Source organism: Adlercreutzia sp. ZJ176, from assembly GCF_011038975.1.
Lineage (GTDB): Bacteria > Actinomycetota > Coriobacteriia > Coriobacteriales > Eggerthellaceae > CAAEEV01.
In genome coordinates, this window is record NZ_JAAKEC010000002.1 from 45887 (window position 1) to 60463 (window position 14577).

General features: G+C 66.6%; 17 protein-coding genes. 16 read left to right on the forward strand and 1 reads right to left on the reverse strand.

Annotated elements, in window-relative coordinates; translation table 11 throughout:
- The first annotated feature begins 1 nt into the window (after position 1).
- The 14 genes from fmt to G7Y50_RS01180 all read left to right on the forward strand — a co-directional run bounded on the left by fmt (position 2) and on the right by G7Y50_RS01180 (position 13096).
- Complete coding sequence (gene fmt, locus G7Y50_RS01105) at positions 2-958, forward strand: methionyl-tRNA formyltransferase (RefSeq protein WP_165056825.1); 957 nt, start codon at positions 2-4, stop codon at positions 956-958.
- On the forward strand, positions 951-2408 hold the full coding sequence (locus tag G7Y50_RS01110) for an RsmB/NOP family class I SAM-dependent RNA methyltransferase (protein WP_165056907.1): 1458 nt from the start codon (positions 951-953) through the stop codon (positions 2406-2408). Before fmt ends, G7Y50_RS01110 begins: the two co-directional genes overlap by 8 nt.
- Positions 2409-2453: 45 nt before the next feature.
- Complete coding sequence (locus tag G7Y50_RS01115; RefSeq protein WP_165056026.1) at positions 2454-3038, forward strand: helix-turn-helix domain-containing protein; 585 nt, start codon at positions 2454-2456, stop codon at positions 3036-3038.
- 97 nt (positions 3039-3135) lie between these two features.
- Positions 3136-4920, forward strand: coding sequence for an AMP-binding protein (locus G7Y50_RS01120; protein WP_165056021.1), 1785 nt, complete (start codon positions 3136-3138; stop codon positions 4918-4920).
- A gap of 1 nt (position 4921) precedes the next feature.
- Positions 4922-5716 carry a ParA family protein gene (locus G7Y50_RS01125; RefSeq protein WP_165056017.1) on the forward strand — a complete coding sequence of 265 codons (795 nt, stop codon included), beginning with the start codon at positions 4922-4924 and terminating at the stop codon, positions 5714-5716.
- 82 nt (positions 5717-5798) lie between these two features.
- Positions 5799-6005 carry a 4Fe-4S binding protein gene (locus G7Y50_RS01130; protein ID WP_165056012.1) on the forward strand — a complete coding sequence of 69 codons (207 nt, stop codon included), beginning with the start codon at positions 5799-5801 and terminating at the stop codon, positions 6003-6005.
- 6 nt (positions 6006-6011) lie between these two features.
- Positions 6012-7082: a 3-methyl-2-oxobutanoate dehydrogenase subunit VorB gene (locus tag G7Y50_RS01135; protein ID WP_165056008.1), complete on the forward strand. Its 1071-nt coding sequence runs from the start codon at positions 6012-6014 to the stop codon at positions 7080-7082.
- Between the two features lie 2 nt (positions 7083-7084).
- Positions 7085-7939: a thiamine pyrophosphate-dependent enzyme gene (locus G7Y50_RS01140; protein WP_165056005.1), complete on the forward strand. Its 855-nt coding sequence runs from the start codon at positions 7085-7087 to the stop codon at positions 7937-7939.
- Positions 7936-8472: a 2-oxoacid:acceptor oxidoreductase family protein gene (locus G7Y50_RS01145; protein ID WP_165056003.1), complete on the forward strand. Its 537-nt coding sequence runs from the start codon at positions 7936-7938 to the stop codon at positions 8470-8472. The genes G7Y50_RS01140 and G7Y50_RS01145 overlap by 4 nt, the downstream gene beginning before the upstream one ends.
- Positions 8473-8474: 2 nt before the next feature.
- A complete protein-coding gene (locus G7Y50_RS01150; protein ID WP_165056001.1) occupies positions 8475-9023 on the forward strand; it encodes a helix-turn-helix domain-containing protein in 549 nt (182 codons plus the stop codon).
- A gap of 325 nt (positions 9024-9348) precedes the next feature.
- Positions 9349-11022: an AMP-binding protein gene (locus G7Y50_RS01165; RefSeq protein WP_165055998.1), complete on the forward strand. Its 1674-nt coding sequence runs from the start codon at positions 9349-9351 to the stop codon at positions 11020-11022.
- A 149-nt stretch (positions 11023-11171) separates the two neighbouring features.
- Complete coding sequence (locus tag G7Y50_RS01170; RefSeq protein ID WP_165055996.1) at positions 11172-11684, forward strand: DUF3990 domain-containing protein; 513 nt, start codon at positions 11172-11174, stop codon at positions 11682-11684.
- Entirely contained in the window at positions 11681-12166 is a 486-nt protein-coding gene (locus G7Y50_RS01175) for a hypothetical protein (protein ID WP_165055994.1), read from the forward strand. Before G7Y50_RS01170 ends, G7Y50_RS01175 begins: the two co-directional genes overlap by 4 nt.
- Before the next feature lie 105 nt (positions 12167-12271).
- Positions 12272-13096, forward strand: a complete 825-nt coding sequence (locus G7Y50_RS01180; RefSeq protein WP_165055992.1) for a hypothetical protein — start codon at positions 12272-12274, stop codon at positions 13094-13096.
- A 250-nt stretch (positions 13097-13346) separates the two neighbouring features.
- Here G7Y50_RS01180 and G7Y50_RS01185 read toward each other — a convergent pair whose 3' ends face one another.
- Positions 13347-13523 carry a hypothetical protein gene (locus tag G7Y50_RS01185; RefSeq protein ID WP_165055989.1) on the reverse strand — a complete coding sequence of 59 codons (177 nt, stop codon included), beginning with the start codon at positions 13521-13523 and terminating at the stop codon, positions 13347-13349.
- Positions 13524-13950: 427 nt separating this feature from the next.
- Here G7Y50_RS01185 and G7Y50_RS01190 point away from each other — a divergent pair, with 427 nt between their 5' ends.
- Both G7Y50_RS01190 and G7Y50_RS01195 read left to right on the forward strand, forming a co-directional pair.
- Positions 13951-14247, forward strand: coding sequence for a type II toxin-antitoxin system RelE/ParE family toxin (locus G7Y50_RS01190; protein WP_165055987.1), 297 nt, complete (start codon positions 13951-13953; stop codon positions 14245-14247).
- Entirely contained in the window at positions 14247-14543 is a 297-nt protein-coding gene (locus G7Y50_RS01195) for an addiction module antidote protein (RefSeq protein ID WP_241156569.1), read from the forward strand. The genes G7Y50_RS01190 and G7Y50_RS01195 overlap by 1 nt, the downstream gene beginning before the upstream one ends.
- Positions 14544-14577: the final 34 nt, after the last annotated feature.

Below are 14577 nucleotides of genomic sequence, written 5' to 3' on the forward strand. Positions count from 1 at the left end.
GTTGCGCATCGTCTTCATGGGCACGCCGTCCTTCGCCGCCACCGTGCTCGAGGAGCTCGCGGCGGCGCATGACGTGGTGGGCGTCTACACGCGCCCCGACGCCGTGCGCGGCCGCGGCAAGAAGCTCGTCCCCTCGCCGGTGAAGGAGGTCGCCTGCGCGCTCGGGCTGCCCGTGTTCACGCCGCGCTCGCTGCGCAGCGCCGAGGAGCACGCCGCCCTCGCCGCGCTTGAGCCCGACGTCGTCTGCGTGGCGGCCTACGGCGCCATCCTGCCGCGCGAGGTGCTCGACATCCCGCGCTTCGGCTGCCTGAACGTGCACGGCTCGCTGCTGCCGCGCTGGCGCGGCGCCGCCCCCATCGAGCGCGCCATCCTGGCGGGCGACGCGGAGGCGGGCGTGTGCATCATGCGCATGGAGGAGGGCCTCGACACGGGCGACTTCTGCGTGAGTCGCCGCATGTCCGTGGGGGACCTCGGCGCCGAGGCGCTCACCGACGAGCTGGCGAACCTCGGCGCCCGCGCGCTCATCACGGCACTCGCGCACGTGGAGGAGGGCGCCGTGCGCTGGACCCGCCAGGACGAGGCGCTCGTCACCTATGCGGAGAAGATCGCCAAGGGCGAGCTCGACTTGGACCCCGAGGCGGCGGCCGACGCGAACGCGCGGCGCGTGCAGGCCTCGAGCGCTGCGCATCCGGCGCGCTGCGCCATCGCCGGGCGCGGCGTCACCGTGACGTCGGCGCGGCTCGCGCCAGACGGGGAGCTGCCCGAGGCGGCGCGCGGGCTCGGTGCGGGCGAGGCGCTCTTCGCGGGCAAGCGCCTCTTCCTGGGCTGCGCCGCCGGCGCGCTCGAAGTGCGCGCCCTCAAGCCGGACGGGAAGAAGGACATGGACGCGAAGGCGTTCGCCGCGGGCGTGCCGAGCTTGCGCGCCGGCGATGCGAAGTGGGGGAGACACGATGGGTGAGCGGGCCAACAAGAGGAGCTTCACGCAGGCGGGCCGCGGCGGCCGCGGGCAGGGTGGCGGCGCGCGCCGCGGGCGCGGCGGGGCGAAGGGCGCTTCGCCCGCGCGCACCTCGGCGCTTGAGGCCGTGCGCATCCTGCGCGAGCGCGACGCCTTCGCGCAGGAGGTCATGGAGAGGACGGTCGACGTGGCGCGCCTGAGCCCCGAGGACCGCGCGTTCGCCACGCGCCTCGTGCTCGGCGTGGTGAGCACGAGAGGCGTGCTCGACGAGGTGCTCGACCGCTGCATGCGCACCCCGCACGACGTCACGCCCGACGTGCGCGACGCGCTCCAGATCAGCGCCTACGAGATCCTCTTCCTTGACAAGAGCCCGCATGCCGCCGTCGACCAGGGCGTCGAGCTCGTGCGCGGCATCGCCCCGCGCGCGGGCGGCGTGGCCAACGCCGTGCTGCGCAAGGTGGTCGCCTCCAAGGCGAGCTTCCCCTTCGGGAACCCCGCCACCGACGCGGCGGCCTACGCGCGCCTGCACGGCTTCCCCGCCTGGCTCGCCGCGCGCCTCATGGCCGATCTCGGCGCGCAGGACGCGCACGCGCTCATCAAGGCGTCGAACGAGCCGGCGCCGCTGTACGCGGCCGTGTGCGCCGCGAAGGCGACGCCCGAGGTGGAGGCCGAGGTCGTGGCCGACCTTGAGGCCGCGCACGCCGCGCCTAAGCCCGTGGAGGTCGGCGGCGCGCGCGTCGCGGGCTGCTACCGTCTCGCCGACGGGCGCGCCCTGCTCGACGCCCGCGTGAAGCGCCACATCGCCAACGGGCACTTGCTCATAAGCGACGCGGCGTCCCAGGCGGTGGCGAACCTCGTGCTGCCTGAGGCCAGGCCCGCGTCGTTTCTGGAGGTGGGCGCTGGGCGCGGCACCAAGACCGTCCTTATCCAGGGCAACGCGCGTCGCCGCTACGGCGCGCAGATCGACGACTACGTGACGATCGACAACCACGGCTTCAAGACCGACCTGCTCGTCGACCGCGCGGCCGACTACGGCGTGCACCTCGAGGAGGCCCTCACGGGCGACGCCGCGCGCCTCGACGCGGCGGTTGGCGACCGCGCCTTCGACGTGGTGTTCATTGACGCCCCCTGCTCGGGGCTCGGCACGCTGCGCCGGCACCCCGAGATCCGCTGGCGGCTGCGCCCCGAGGTGGTCACCGACCACGCGAGGCTCGGCCTGAGGCTGCTCGAGAGCGCCGCGGCGCACGTGGCGCCCGGCGGCCTGCTCGCATACGCCACCTGCACGGTGCTCCCCGAGGAGAACGCGCACGTGGTGGCCAGCTTCCTCAAGGGCGCGCGCGGGGCGGGCTTCGAGCTGGTGCCCGTGCGCGGGCAGGCCGCCTTCGCCACCCGCGTGGCGCCTGGCGGAACTGACGGACACTTCTGCGCCATCATGCGCCGCAAAGCGCTATAATGCACTCTCAATTGACCCGCGACGAGATGTGAAGGAGGAGAGATCGTGGAACCGAACATCAAAGAGGTGGCGAATCGCATTCGAGCGCTGCGCGAGGACATGGACCTGTCGATGAAGGAGATGGCCGACGCCACGGGGCGCTCGGTGGCCGAGTACGCCGCGCAGGAGTCGGGCGAGCACGACCTGTCCTTCACCTTCCTCTACAAGTGCGCCGAGAAGTTCGGCGTCGACGTGATCGAGATCCTCACCGGCGAGAACCCGCACCTGACGGGCTACTCGCTCACGCGCGCGCATGACGGGCTGTCCATCAAGCGCCGCGCCGGCTTCGAGTACCTGCACAAGGCGCCGCACTTCCGCCACAAGCTCGCCGAGCCCTTCCTGGTCACGGCGCCCTACCTCGAGGAGGAGCAGGGCGTTCCCATCCACCTGTCGCGCCACGAGGGCCAGGAGATCGACTTCATCGTCTCGGGCAAGATGCGCTTCGCCTACGAGGACCACGTCGAGGAGCTCGAGGCGGGCGACGTGCTCATGTACGACTCCGGCCGCGGCCACGGCATGATCGCCACGGGCGGCGAGCCGTGCGTGTTTTTGGCCATCGTTCTCAAGCCTCACGAGGACAAGATTATCTAGGCGCTGCGCCGACGCGCCAGCGCCTAACAAATGCCGTCTTGTTCGCTTCGCGCAGCGACGCACGTGCGCTGCGCTCTGATCGCTGAGGAATACCATTATGAGAAACATCAACCTGCGCTACGTGAGCGAGTCCTACGACGAGAAGGGCCCGCTCACCTCCTTCGACGTGCACTACCCCGAGGACTTCAACTTCGGCTACGACGTGGTCGACGACATCGCCGTGGCCGACCCCGACCGCCGCGCCATGGTGTGGTGCAACCCCGAGGGCGAGGAGCACGTCTTCACCTTCGCCGACATGAAGACGTGGTCGGACAAGACGGCGAACTACCTGGCGAGCCTCGGCATCGGGCGGGGCGACTACGTGATGGTCATCCTGCGCCGCCACTACCAGTTCTGGTTCGTGGCCACCGCGCTCGCCAAGCTCGGCGCCGTCATGGTGCCCGCCACGTTCATGCTCAAGGAGCACGACCTCACCTACCGCGTGAACGGCGCCGACATCAAGGCCGTCATCTGCACGAACGCCGGCGGCATCGCGGACGTGGTGGACGCCGTGGCCGACGAGTGCCCAAGCCTCGTGACGCGCGTCCTGGTGAACTCGCCGGGCGCGGGCCTCACGCCGCGCGACGAGGCGGGCAACCTCGTGGCGGCGGAAGGCGAGCTTTTGGGAAGCGCCCTGTCGGGCGAGGAGGGCATCTGCGCCGCGCCGGTCGAGCGCGCGGGCTGGCTCGACTTCAACACCGGCGTGCGCGCGGCCTCGGCCGACTTCGCCCGCCGCGAGACGCGCGCGGCCGACCCCATGCTCATGTACTTCTCGAGCGGCACGTCGGGTAACCCCAAGATGGTGCTGCATGACAGCGGATACGCGATCGGGCACCTCATCACGGCGAAGCACTGGCACAACGTGCGCCCGGACGGCATCCACTTCACCATCGCCGACACGGGCTGGGGCAAGGCCGTGTGGGGCAAGTACTACGGCCAGTGGCTCATGGAGGCATGCGTGTTCACGTACGACTTCGACCGCTTCCATCCCGCCGAGATCCTCTCGCTCGTGAGCAAGTACCACATCACCACGCTGTGCTGCCCGCCGACCATGTACCGCCTCATGATGCAGGAGGACATCGACGCGTTCGACCTGAGCACGCTCGAGTACTCCACCACGGCGGGCGAGGCGCTGAACCCCGATCTGTTCGACTTCTGGAAGGAGCACACGGGGCTCACCATCTTCGAGGGCTTCGGCCAGACCGAGACGCCGCTCACCATCGCGAACCTCACGAACTCCACGCCGCGCGCCGGCTCGATGGGCAAGCCCGTGCCGCTGTACCGCGTGGCCATTCTGCGCGAGGACGGCACGGAGTGCAGCGTGGGCGAGACGGGCGAGATCTGCATCAACATCGACCCGCACCCGGCGGGCATCATGATGGAGTACTACCGCGACCCGGCCAAGACCGCCGCGGCGATGCACGACGACTGGTACCACACCGGCGACACCGCGTGGGCCGACGAGGACGGCTACTACTGGTACGTGGGCCGCAACGACGACGTGATCAAGTCGAGCGGCTACCGCATCGGCCCCTTCGAGATCGAGAGCGTCATGCTCGAGCACGACGCCGTGCGCGAGTGCGCCGTCACGGGCGTGCCCGACGAGGTGCGCGGCAAGGCCGTGAAGGCCACCGTGGTCCTCGCCGAGGGGTTCACGCCGTCCGAGGCCCTCACGCGCGAGCTGCAGAAGTGGGTGAAGAACAAGACGGCGCCGTACAAGTACCCGCGCATCGTGGAGTACGTGGACGAGCTGCCGCGCACCGTCAACGGGAAGATCCGCCGCGTGGCCATCCGCGAGGCGGACGAGGCGGCGGGCAAGGCGACCCCCGAGGGGCTGGTGTAGCATGGGCGCCCGCCCCGCCGCCGACGACGCGCCCCGCCCCGCGGGCGAGACGTGTGCGGCTTGCGCCGACGGCGTGCCCTTCGCGCTCGCCCCGGTGAACGTGGTGGCGGGCCACTACGGCGTGGGCAAGACGAACCTCGCGATCAACCTGGCGATCGACGCCGCGCGGGCGGGGCATGACGTCACGCTCGTCGACCTCGACGTAGTGAACCCGTACTTCCGCTCGACCGAGTACCGCGGCGTGCTCGAGGAGGCGGGCGTCGCCGTGGTGGCGCCCGTGTTCGCCGAGGCGGGGTCGAGCCTCGACGTGCCGTCCCTCACGGGCGCCGTCGTCCCCGCCGTCGAGCGCGCCTACGCCGCCGCGAATGTTGCGGAGGGCAAGAGCATCGTAATCATCGACGCGGGCGGCGACGACGCGGGCGCCATGGCGCTCGGCCGCTTCGCGCGCCACGTGGCGGCCGGCCCCTACGCGCTGATCTACGTGGTGAACCGCTTCCGCAACCTGACGCAGGAGCCCGCAGAGGCCCTCGAGGTGCTCGCCGAGATCGAGCGGGCCGCGCACCTGCGCGCCACCGGCGTCGTGAGCAACGCGCACCTCAAGTCTGACACCACCGGCGAGGTGGTGAGGCGCGGCGCGGCGTTCGCCCAAGCGGTCGCCGACGCCGCCGGGCTCCCGCTTCTGTGCGTTACGGCGCCAAAAACGCTCACTCAGCCAGAATCAGGCGAACTGTCATCGTTGCGGGGCGCCTTCAACCTGTATCCTGTTGAGCTGCGTGTGAAGACGCCCTGGGAATGAGGGGCGCAGCATAGGTTAACCTCGCAGGGGTCGGCGTTTCGGACGTTCGACCCCTGCGCTTTAGCAAGAAGAGAGGTAGATCATGGCACGAATCATCGTGGACGAGGGCTTCTGCAAGGGCTGCGGCCTGTGCGTTGACGCCTGCCCGGTCCACATCATCGAGCTTGACCCGGCGCGCATCACGCCGAAGGGCTATCATCCGGCCCGCTGCACGGACGAGGCGGCGTGCACGGGCTGCACGTCGTGCGCGCTCATGTGCCCCGACGTGGCCATCACGGTGGAAAGGTAGGTTGAGGTGGCAGAGAAAGTTCTCATGAAGGGCAACGAGGCCCTCGCGGAAAGCGCCATGCGCGCGGGATGCCGCTTCTTCTTCGGCTATCCCATCACGCCGCAGACCGAGCTCGCGGCGTACATGTCCAAGCGCATGCCGAAGGTGGGGGGCACCTACCTGCAGGCTGAGAGCGAAGTGGCGGCCATCAACATGGTCTACGGCGCCGCGGCTGCCGGCGCGCGCGTGATGACGTCGTCCTCGAGCCCGGGCGTCTCGCTCAAGGGCGAGGGCGTGTCCTACATGGCAGGCGCCGACCTGCCGGGCGTCATCATCAACATCCAGCGCGGCGGCCCGGGCCTCGGCGGCATCCAGCCCTCGCAGTCTGACTACTGGCAGGCCACCCGCGCGCTCGGCCACGGCGACTTCCACATCCCGGTGTACGCGCCCTCGACCGTGCAGGAGATGGCCGACCTGGCCTACGGCGCCTTCGACGTGGCCGACAAGTACCGCACGCCCGTGATGATCCTCGGCGACGGCATGCTCGGCCAGATGATGGAGCCCGTGGTGCTGCCCGAGCCCGTCGACCCGGCGACGCTGCCCGAGAAGCCCTGGGCGACCACCGGGCACGCGCACCAACGCCCGCACAACGTGATCAACTCGCTGTACCTCACCGCCGACGAGCTCGAGAAGCTCAACGTCGAGCGCTACGAGCGCTACGCGGTGATCGAGCGCGAGGAGCAGCGCGCGGAGACCTACCTGACCGAGGACGCCGACGTGGTGGTCGTCGCCTTCGGCGCGGCGAGCCGCGTGGCGCGCAGCGCCGTGAACGCCGCCCGCGAGCGCGGCGTGAAGGCGGGGCTTTTGCGCCCCGTGACGCTGTGGCCGTTCCCCGTGGTCGCCCTCGAGGCGACGATCCCCACCGCCAAGGTCTACTTGAGCGTCGAGATGAACATGGGCCAGATGGTCGACGACGTGCGCCTGGCCGTCAACGGGCGGGCGCCGGTTGACTTCTACGGCCGCACGGGCGGCGTGATCCCCACGCCTGACGAGGTACTGGAGCGCATCTGCGCGCTGAGCGAGAAGGTCGGTGAGTGAGCATGACCGAGGAAAAGAAGGAAGCGAAGGTCGTCTTCGAGCGCCCGCACGCGCTGCTTCCCGTGGTGACGAACTACTGCCCGGGCTGCGCGCACGGCATCGTGCAGCGCCTGGTGGCCGAGACCCTCGACGAGCTTGACGTCGAGGGGCGCACGGTCGGCATCGCGCCGGTGGGCTGCTCGGTCATGGCGTACGACTTCTACGGCTGCGACATGATCGAGGCCGCGCACGGGCGCGCCCCGGCGGTGGCCACCGCCGTGAAGCGCGTCCATCCCGGCAACGTGGTGTTCGCCTACCAGGGCGACGGCGACCTGGCCTCCATCGGCATGGCCGAGACGGTGCACGCGGCCACGCGCGGCGAGAACATCACCATCATCTTCATCAACAACGCCATCTACGGCATGACGGGCGGCCAGATGGCCCCCACGTCGCTGCCGAACCAGGTGACGCAGACCTCGCCGTACGGCCGCGACGTGGCCACGGCGGGCTACCCCGTGCGCGTGTGCGAGCTTCTGAGCTCGCTCGACGGCGTGGCGTACCTCGAGCGCGTGACGGTGGACACGCCGAAGAACGTGCGCAAGGCCAAGCGCGCGATCAAGAAGGCGTTCCAGACGCAGGTCGAGGGCCGCGGCTACTCGCTCGTCGAGGTGGTCTCCACCTGCCCCACGAACTGGGGCATGACGCCGCAGGACGCGTTTGGGTGGATGCGCGAGAACATGCTGCCGTACTACCCGCTCGGCGTCTACAAGGACGTGGTGGCCGACGGCTTCGCCAACGCCGCCGAGGCCGCTGCGGCTCGCAGCGCCGCATGTCCCATCGCACATCCCGAGGCGATGACGGAAGGAGGTGCGCGATGAGTCGCGAGCTTCAGATCGTGCTCGCCGGGTTCGGCGGGCAGGGCGTGCTCTTCGCCGGCAAGGTGATGGCGTACGCGGGCCTCATCGAGAACCGCGAGCTGTCGTGGCTGCCCTCCTACGGCCCTGAGATGCGCGGCGGCACGGCGAACTGCTCGGTCACGCTGTCTGACGAGCCCATCGGCAGCCCGCTCGTGACCACGCCCGACGTGCTCGTCGCCATGAACCAGCCGTCGTTCGACAAGTTCATCGACGTGGTGCGCGAAGGCGGCGTGGTCATCGCCGACACCGACATGGTGCCCGAGCTCAAGGAGCGCGAAGGCGTGAAGGTCGTGGGCGTCCCCGCCACCTCGCTCGCCGAGGAGGCCGGGCTCAAGGGCCTCGGCAACATCGTGCTGCTCGGCAAGCTCTGGGCCGAGACGCAGTTCTGCGAGCGCGCCACGGTCGATGCGGCCATCGAGAAGTGCGTCCCGCCGCGCAAGGCAGCGCTCATCGACAAGAACAAGCAGGCGATCAGCCTGGGAATCGAGGCATGAGCATGGACGAGCTGAAGGAGATCGGCCTGCGCATCCAGGGTCTGCGCGAGGCGTGCGACATGACGCCCGAGGAGATGGCGCGCGAGCTGGACGTGAGCGTCGAGCAGTACCTGGGCTGGGAGGAGACGGGGGCTGACGTCCCCATCTCGGCCATCTACCACATGGCGCACGAGTTCGGCGTCGACCTCACCGAGATCCTCACGGGGACGGCGGCGAAGCTCGACACCTACCACGTGGTGCGCCGCGGGCAGGGCAAGGAAGTCGACCGCTACCCGGGCTACCACTACGACGACATGGCATGGCGCTACTCCAACAAGATCATGCAGCCGCTCGTGGTGGTGCTCGACCCCTCGGACGAGCCGGCGAAGCTCGTCTCCCACCAGGGGCAGGAGTTCAACTTCGTAATCGAGGGCTCCATCGTGGTGACCTTCGACGACAAGGAGATCGTGCTCAACGAGTGGGACAGCATCTACTTCAACCCCACGCACCCGCACGGCCAGCGCTGCCACGGCGACAAGACCGCGAAGTTCATCACGATCATCGCCGAGTAGCCGTCCGTCCGCGCCGTGAAAAGTAGCGCTGCGGGCGTGCAGCTGTGCTCACCAAGCGAGTTCCGCACGAGCCGAAATGCCCTGTGGGCATTTCGCGCGAGCAGGACTGTCTGAGCGACTGAGCATTGCCGCACGTCCGCAGCGCGGAGGGATTAACGTGCTTCGGCACGAGAACAGGGAGCGCCGAAGCGCACAGCTGTGCTCACCAAGCGAGTTCCGCACGAGCCGAAATGCCCTGTGGGCATTTCGCGCGAGCAGGACTGTCTGAGCGACTGAGCATTGCTGCGGGCTTCGACGCGGAGGGACCGGAGAAGCAAGGAACCCCATGGACTACATCTTGAAGAAATACTGCCCCCGCATCGAGTTCGACTCGTACGAGGACTTCTACGCCAACTTCCGCATCAACGTGCCCGAGGTGTTCAACTTCGGCTATGACGTGGTGGACGAGTGGGCGCGCGTCGAGCCTGGCAAGCGCGCGCTTCTGTGGTGCGACGACGCGGGGGAGGAGCGTACCTTCACCTTCACCGACATCTCCCGCCTGTCGAACAAGACGGCCAACGCCTTCCGCACGATGGGCATCGGCAAGGGCGACGTCGTCATGTGCATCCTGCGCCGCCGCTGGGAGTACTGGGTGGTGGCCACGGCGCTGTGCAAGCTGGGCGCGACCATCATCCCGGCGTCGCTGCAGCTCACCAAGAAGGACATCGTGTACCGCGCGAACAGCGCGAACGTGAAGATGATGGTGTGCGTGAACGACGACTACGTGTGCACCCAGACCGAGCTCGCGCTGTCTGACGCGCCGACCATCGCAAACCGCGTGGTCGTGGCGGGCGACCGCGCGGGGTGGACGAGCTTCGACGCGCTCATCGCCGACGAGCCCGACACCTTCGCCCGCCCCACCGGCGAAGCGGGCGTCACGAGCAAGGACATCATGCTCATCTACTTTACGAGCGGCACCACGGGCAACGCGAAGGCGGTGTGCCACAACTTCGCTCATCCGCTCGGGCACATCATCACGGCCAAGTACTGGCAGCAGGTGCGCGAGAACGAGCTGCACATGAGCGTGACCGACTCGGGCTGGGCCAAGTTCGGCTGGGGCAAGATCTACGGCCAGTGGATCGCAGGCGCCACGGTGTTCGTCTACGACATGATGAAGTTCGTGCCCACCAAGCTTCTGCAGAAGATCCAGGACTACCGGCTGACCACGTTCTGCGCGCCGCCGACCATGTACCGCTTCATGCTGCAGGAGGACGTGGCGTCCTACGACCTGTCGAGCGTGCAGAACTTCGCCACGGCGGGCGAGCCGCTGAACGCCGAGGTCACCATCCAGTGGGAGCGCCTCACGGGCAAGAAGATCCGCGAGGGCTTCGGCCAGACCGAGGGCCCGGTGCTCTTGGCCACCTTCCCCTGGGTTGAGCCGCGCCCCGGCTCCATGGGCAAGCCGTCGCCCCTGCTCAACATCAAGCTGCTCGACGACGACGGCGTCGAGGTGGAGGACGGCGAGGAGGGCGCCATCTGCGTCACGGGCCTGAAGGAGGCCTACCCGCCGGGCCTGTTCGTGGGCTACTACCGCGACGAGGAGCGCACGCGCGAGGCCGTGGGCGGGGAGTACTACAACCTGCACGACATGGCGTGGCGCGACTCCGACGGCTACTGCTTCTTCGTGGGGCGCAACGATGACGTCATCAAGTGCTCGGGCTACCGCATCGGGCCCTTCGAGGTGGAGAGTGCGCTCGTGGAGCACCCGGCCGTGGTGGAGTGCGCGGTGACGGCCGCGCCCGACCCCATCCGCGGCAAGGTGGTGAAGGCGACCGTCGTGCTTGCGCGCGGGTACGAGCCCTCCGACGAGCTGGTGCGTGAGCTGCAGAACCACGTGAAGAAGACGACGGCGCCGTACAAGTACCCGCGCATCGTCGAGTTCACTGACGAGCTGCCCAAGACCATCGGCGGCAAGATCAAGCGCAAGCTCATCCGCACGAACGACGGCGTGGTGGACTAGCGCGCGTCGAAGCGCCTGACGGTATCTTCGAGGCATAGGCGGGGCGCTTGGCTCAGCGGGGATGCGAGATAGGACCCGGGACAGATTGCCGTTCCGGGTCTTTTGCTATACTGGGGCAGAGGCGATGATTGCAGAGCGAGGTGAGATCGGTGGTCGAAGAGGTCAAGCTGCTCTTCCACGGCAGCTATCTGACGGTGAGGGAGCCGCGCGTCATAACGGGAGCCTATGCGAAGGATTTTGGCGAAGGCTTCTACCTCACGCTTCTGCAGGAGCAGGCGGAGCGCTGGGCGCTGAGGAAGTTCCGAAACCTCCGACGCACCGATCCCAAGGCTCGTCCTATCGTCACCGTCTATCGCTTCGAGAAGAGCCGTGCCGTAAAGAACTGTCCCTCGCTGCTGTTTCCGCAGATGAGTGATGAGTGGCTTGACTTCGTTGCCTCATGCAGGGGAGGCGTGCCCCATGGCTTTGCCTACGTCGAGGGCCCTATGGCCAACGACAAGGTCTACAACTTCGTGGAGTCCTTTCTCGCGGGATCCATCGGGCGCGACGAGTTCTGGCGGAAGGCGCGGTTTAGCTACCCCACTCATCAGGTGATGCTTGCCGACGAAGCCCTTCCTTTCCTTCACTTCGTTGAATCATACGATGTTGAGGAGCGATCATGATCACCTATCCCGTCCTCACCCGCTCGACCGTCATCAAGAGGTTCGAGTTCGACGATGTGCGCTATACCGTGACCATGCTCCTCGCAATGGCGCGGGGCATGGGCGCGACCTTGAGGGAGCTCGTTGACCTTCTCGATCTGGAGGACGGCGACATCGCCGATCTGATCGACGACGCCCCCTGCAACCATGCCCTTCCGTTCGAGGCCGCCGTCGACGAGATGCTCCTGCGCTTCGGCGCGCGTGCTGACGAGGCTCCGATTCCCTCCTACGGTTCCGTCGAGGGCGAAGCGGAGATGCCTGCGCTTCTGGTGGGGCTCGTGTCGTTCAACAGCGAGCAAGACGAGTCCGCGGCCCTCTACGGGCTCATGCGCGACGGCACGCTCGACTGGCTGGGCAGCGACGACTTCAGGAGGCTTCCCGTTCCCCTCAACCAGGTTGCCAGCGAGCACATCGCCCTCACTGCCGACGCGACAGCCGCCTAGCGGGGCGCTTGGCTCAGCGGGGACGCGGGATAGGACCCGGGACGGATTGCCGTTCCGGGTCTTTTGCTATACTGGGGCAAACGATTCCCTTTGCGAGGAGCCTGCATGCTGCCTTACTTCAAGCGCTACGTCATCATCTGCTGCGTCGCCGCAGCCGCCGTTCCCCTCATCGCCTCGACCATCTGGCCGCTGCTCACCGGGCAGATCATGGCGGCGTCCCTGCCGGGGCTCATCACGCTGCTCGTGCTGTTCTTCGGCACGATGGCCGCCATGCAGCGCGTCATGGGCATGAAGGCGCAGGTCGAGACCGAGCGCCTCTTCGCGCTCTACAACGAGCAGTGCGACCCGGACGCGCTGATCGACCAAGGCGCGCCCGTCGCCGCGCTCGTCGAGCCGCAGTGCGGCGAGCTGCCCTCGTGGTTCATGTCGTACTACGCGCAGGCCCTGCTTGACGCGGGCCAGGTGGAGCGCGCGCAGGCCGTGAAGGCCACGCAGCTCGGCGGCGTGGCGAGCCTCAAGAAGCCCGAGGCCCGGGCGGCCGTCGTGGTGAACATGGTGCCCCTCGCGCTCAAGCTCGACGAGCCCGTCGATGCGCTCGGACTCATCGAGCAGGGGGAGGGGCTGCTCGAGGGGCTTGCCGACGACGCGTCCGCGCAGCGCCGCGCGTATCTGGCCTCGCAGCGCGAGCTCGTGAGCGCGCGCTGCGCCGAGGACCCGCAGGGGCTGCTCGACCTGTGCGAGCAGGTGCGCGCGAACGCCGAGCACCCGCTGCGCCTGCGCGTCGAGCGCGCGTGGGACGAGGCGCAGGCCTGCTATCGGCTGGGAGACGCGGCCCGCGAGCGCGCCTGCCTCGAATTCGTGGTGGAGCACGGCAACAAGCTCGCCCTCGTGACGCCCGCCCGCACCCGCCTCGCCGCCCTGGGGGAGTAGGGGGCGCCCTGAGAAAGAGCGTTATATTTGTCGCGGTGCCGCACCTGGTCGAGTGGGCGCGACGTGCCAGGGGGATGTCTCAAAGCAACCTCCATGTCTGCCACGTATGCCGAAAGGCACCGCTCACCCGCCCGCGGAGCATCTATCTTCTCTTCTGTGGCGCCATCGTCACTTCCTTCCATCAGATTGCAACGATTGTGGCATCTGTCGGCCGGAAGCTGAAGGCGCGGTGGTTTTAACACTCGCAGAATTAGGATTCCAGATCGCGCTCGATTTGAAGTATTCTTTCCTGGATTTCCTCCATACGAGAAAGGTTTTCGCTGTCTGAATCAAAAGGGTATCTGGTGATTAGCGCATTTTTTGCTCTTGTATACGCATTTTTCTTATCCAGCTGCTTTGCTTTAGCGGCTTTCGCACGTCTGTCCATAAAGAAGGTAACGCCTATCAGAGACGTGATCGCGTGCAAATCGCTCCGCAAGGATTAGGAATAATTGCCGTCGAGATCAAAATGCCCATTTAATCAGGGAAAATAAAGCAGGAATGAAATCACCGACAGTGAGTTTTCCAAGCCCGAGAGAATCCGAAAAATATTCCCAGGGAATATGAAAAGGAGTTTTATCGAGTCAGGATATACCCTTTGAACAGGGAATTCGAAAACTGCGATAGCAAAGCACCGTACTCGTGATAGCAGGGAACAGCAAAGCAAAATCGCTAGCAATCCATTCATGGCAAACCAAAACGCAATTGGGTAGCCGATGGTCTATACATTCAACGGGGTCAAATTGACTCCGTTGCTCCGATTGGGTCTTCTAAAAATAATTGACGAGACGTAGACTATAATATACAATCCAACAATGATCGATATCGTTCAGACAGATGAATTCGCGAAATGGCTCAAGCGGCTCAAGGATGCTACCGCACGAGCTCGCATCCTTGTGAGGATCCAACGACTATCGCTCACGGGAAACTTCGGGGATGCGAAGCCAGTTGGCGAGGGTGTCTTCGAAATGCGCATCGACTATGGTCCGGGCTATCGTCTCTACTACGCGCAAAGGGGAAATGAATTGGTTTTGCTCCTTATGGGTGGAGACAAGTCCTCGCAACAGAAGGACATCACGAAAGCAAAGAAGCTGAACCAAGAATACGAATGATGGGAACGAAGATGAAAAAGGCGACGAAATGGGATGCGTCTGAGTACCTTGAGACAGAGGCAGACGTTGCTGCATATCTTAAAGCCGCACTTGAAGACGGCGACACCTCCGTGGTCGCAGCCGCGCTCGGCGACATCGCCCGCGCTAAGGGCATGACGCAGCTTGCCAAAGAGACCGGCATAACACGCGATGGTCTTTACAAAGCACTATCTCCTACAGGGAACCCTTCGTTTGACACAGTTCAGAAGGTTGTAAAAGCGCTTGGGTTAAGACTAGACGTAGCCACCTCGGCCTAAAATTTAATCTTCTGCTTGTGACTTACTCGGGGTT

Excerpts from the sequence above, each read along its gene's own strand:
- G7Y50_RS01120 (WP_165056021.1), top strand. The coding sequence starts at position 3,136 with ATGAGAAACATCAACCTGCGCTACGTGAGCGAGTCCTACGACGAGAAG.
- G7Y50_RS01165 (WP_165055998.1), top strand. The coding sequence starts at position 9,349 with ATGGACTACATCTTGAAGAAATACTGCCCCCGCATCGAGTTCGACTCG.
- G7Y50_RS01190 (WP_165055987.1), top strand. The coding sequence starts at position 13,951 with ATGATCGATATCGTTCAGACAGATGAATTCGCGAAATGGCTCAAGCGG.
- G7Y50_RS01130 (WP_165056012.1), top strand. The coding sequence starts at position 5,799 with ATGGCACGAATCATCGTGGACGAGGGCTTCTGCAAGGGCTGCGGCCTG.
- G7Y50_RS01125 (WP_165056017.1), top strand. The coding sequence starts at position 4,922 with ATGGGCGCCCGCCCCGCCGCCGACGACGCGCCCCGCCCCGCGGGCGAG.
- G7Y50_RS01175 (WP_165055994.1), top strand. The coding sequence starts at position 11,681 with ATGATCACCTATCCCGTCCTCACCCGCTCGACCGTCATCAAGAGGTTC.
- G7Y50_RS01185 (WP_165055989.1), bottom strand. The coding sequence starts at position 13,523 with ATGGACAGACGTGCGAAAGCCGCTAAAGCAAAGCAGCTGGATAAGAAA.
- G7Y50_RS01180 (WP_165055992.1), top strand. The coding sequence starts at position 12,272 with ATGCTGCCTTACTTCAAGCGCTACGTCATCATCTGCTGCGTCGCCGCA.
- G7Y50_RS01110 (WP_165056907.1), top strand. The coding sequence starts at position 951 with ATGGGTGAGCGGGCCAACAAGAGGAGCTTCACGCAGGCGGGCCGCGGC.
- G7Y50_RS01195 (WP_241156569.1), top strand. The coding sequence starts at position 14,247 with ATGGGAACGAAGATGAAAAAGGCGACGAAATGGGATGCGTCTGAGTAC.
- G7Y50_RS01150 (WP_165056001.1), top strand. The coding sequence starts at position 8,475 with ATGGACGAGCTGAAGGAGATCGGCCTGCGCATCCAGGGTCTGCGCGAG.
- G7Y50_RS01145 (WP_165056003.1), top strand. The coding sequence starts at position 7,936 with ATGAGTCGCGAGCTTCAGATCGTGCTCGCCGGGTTCGGCGGGCAGGGC.
- G7Y50_RS01140 (WP_165056005.1), top strand. The coding sequence starts at position 7,085 with ATGACCGAGGAAAAGAAGGAAGCGAAGGTCGTCTTCGAGCGCCCGCAC.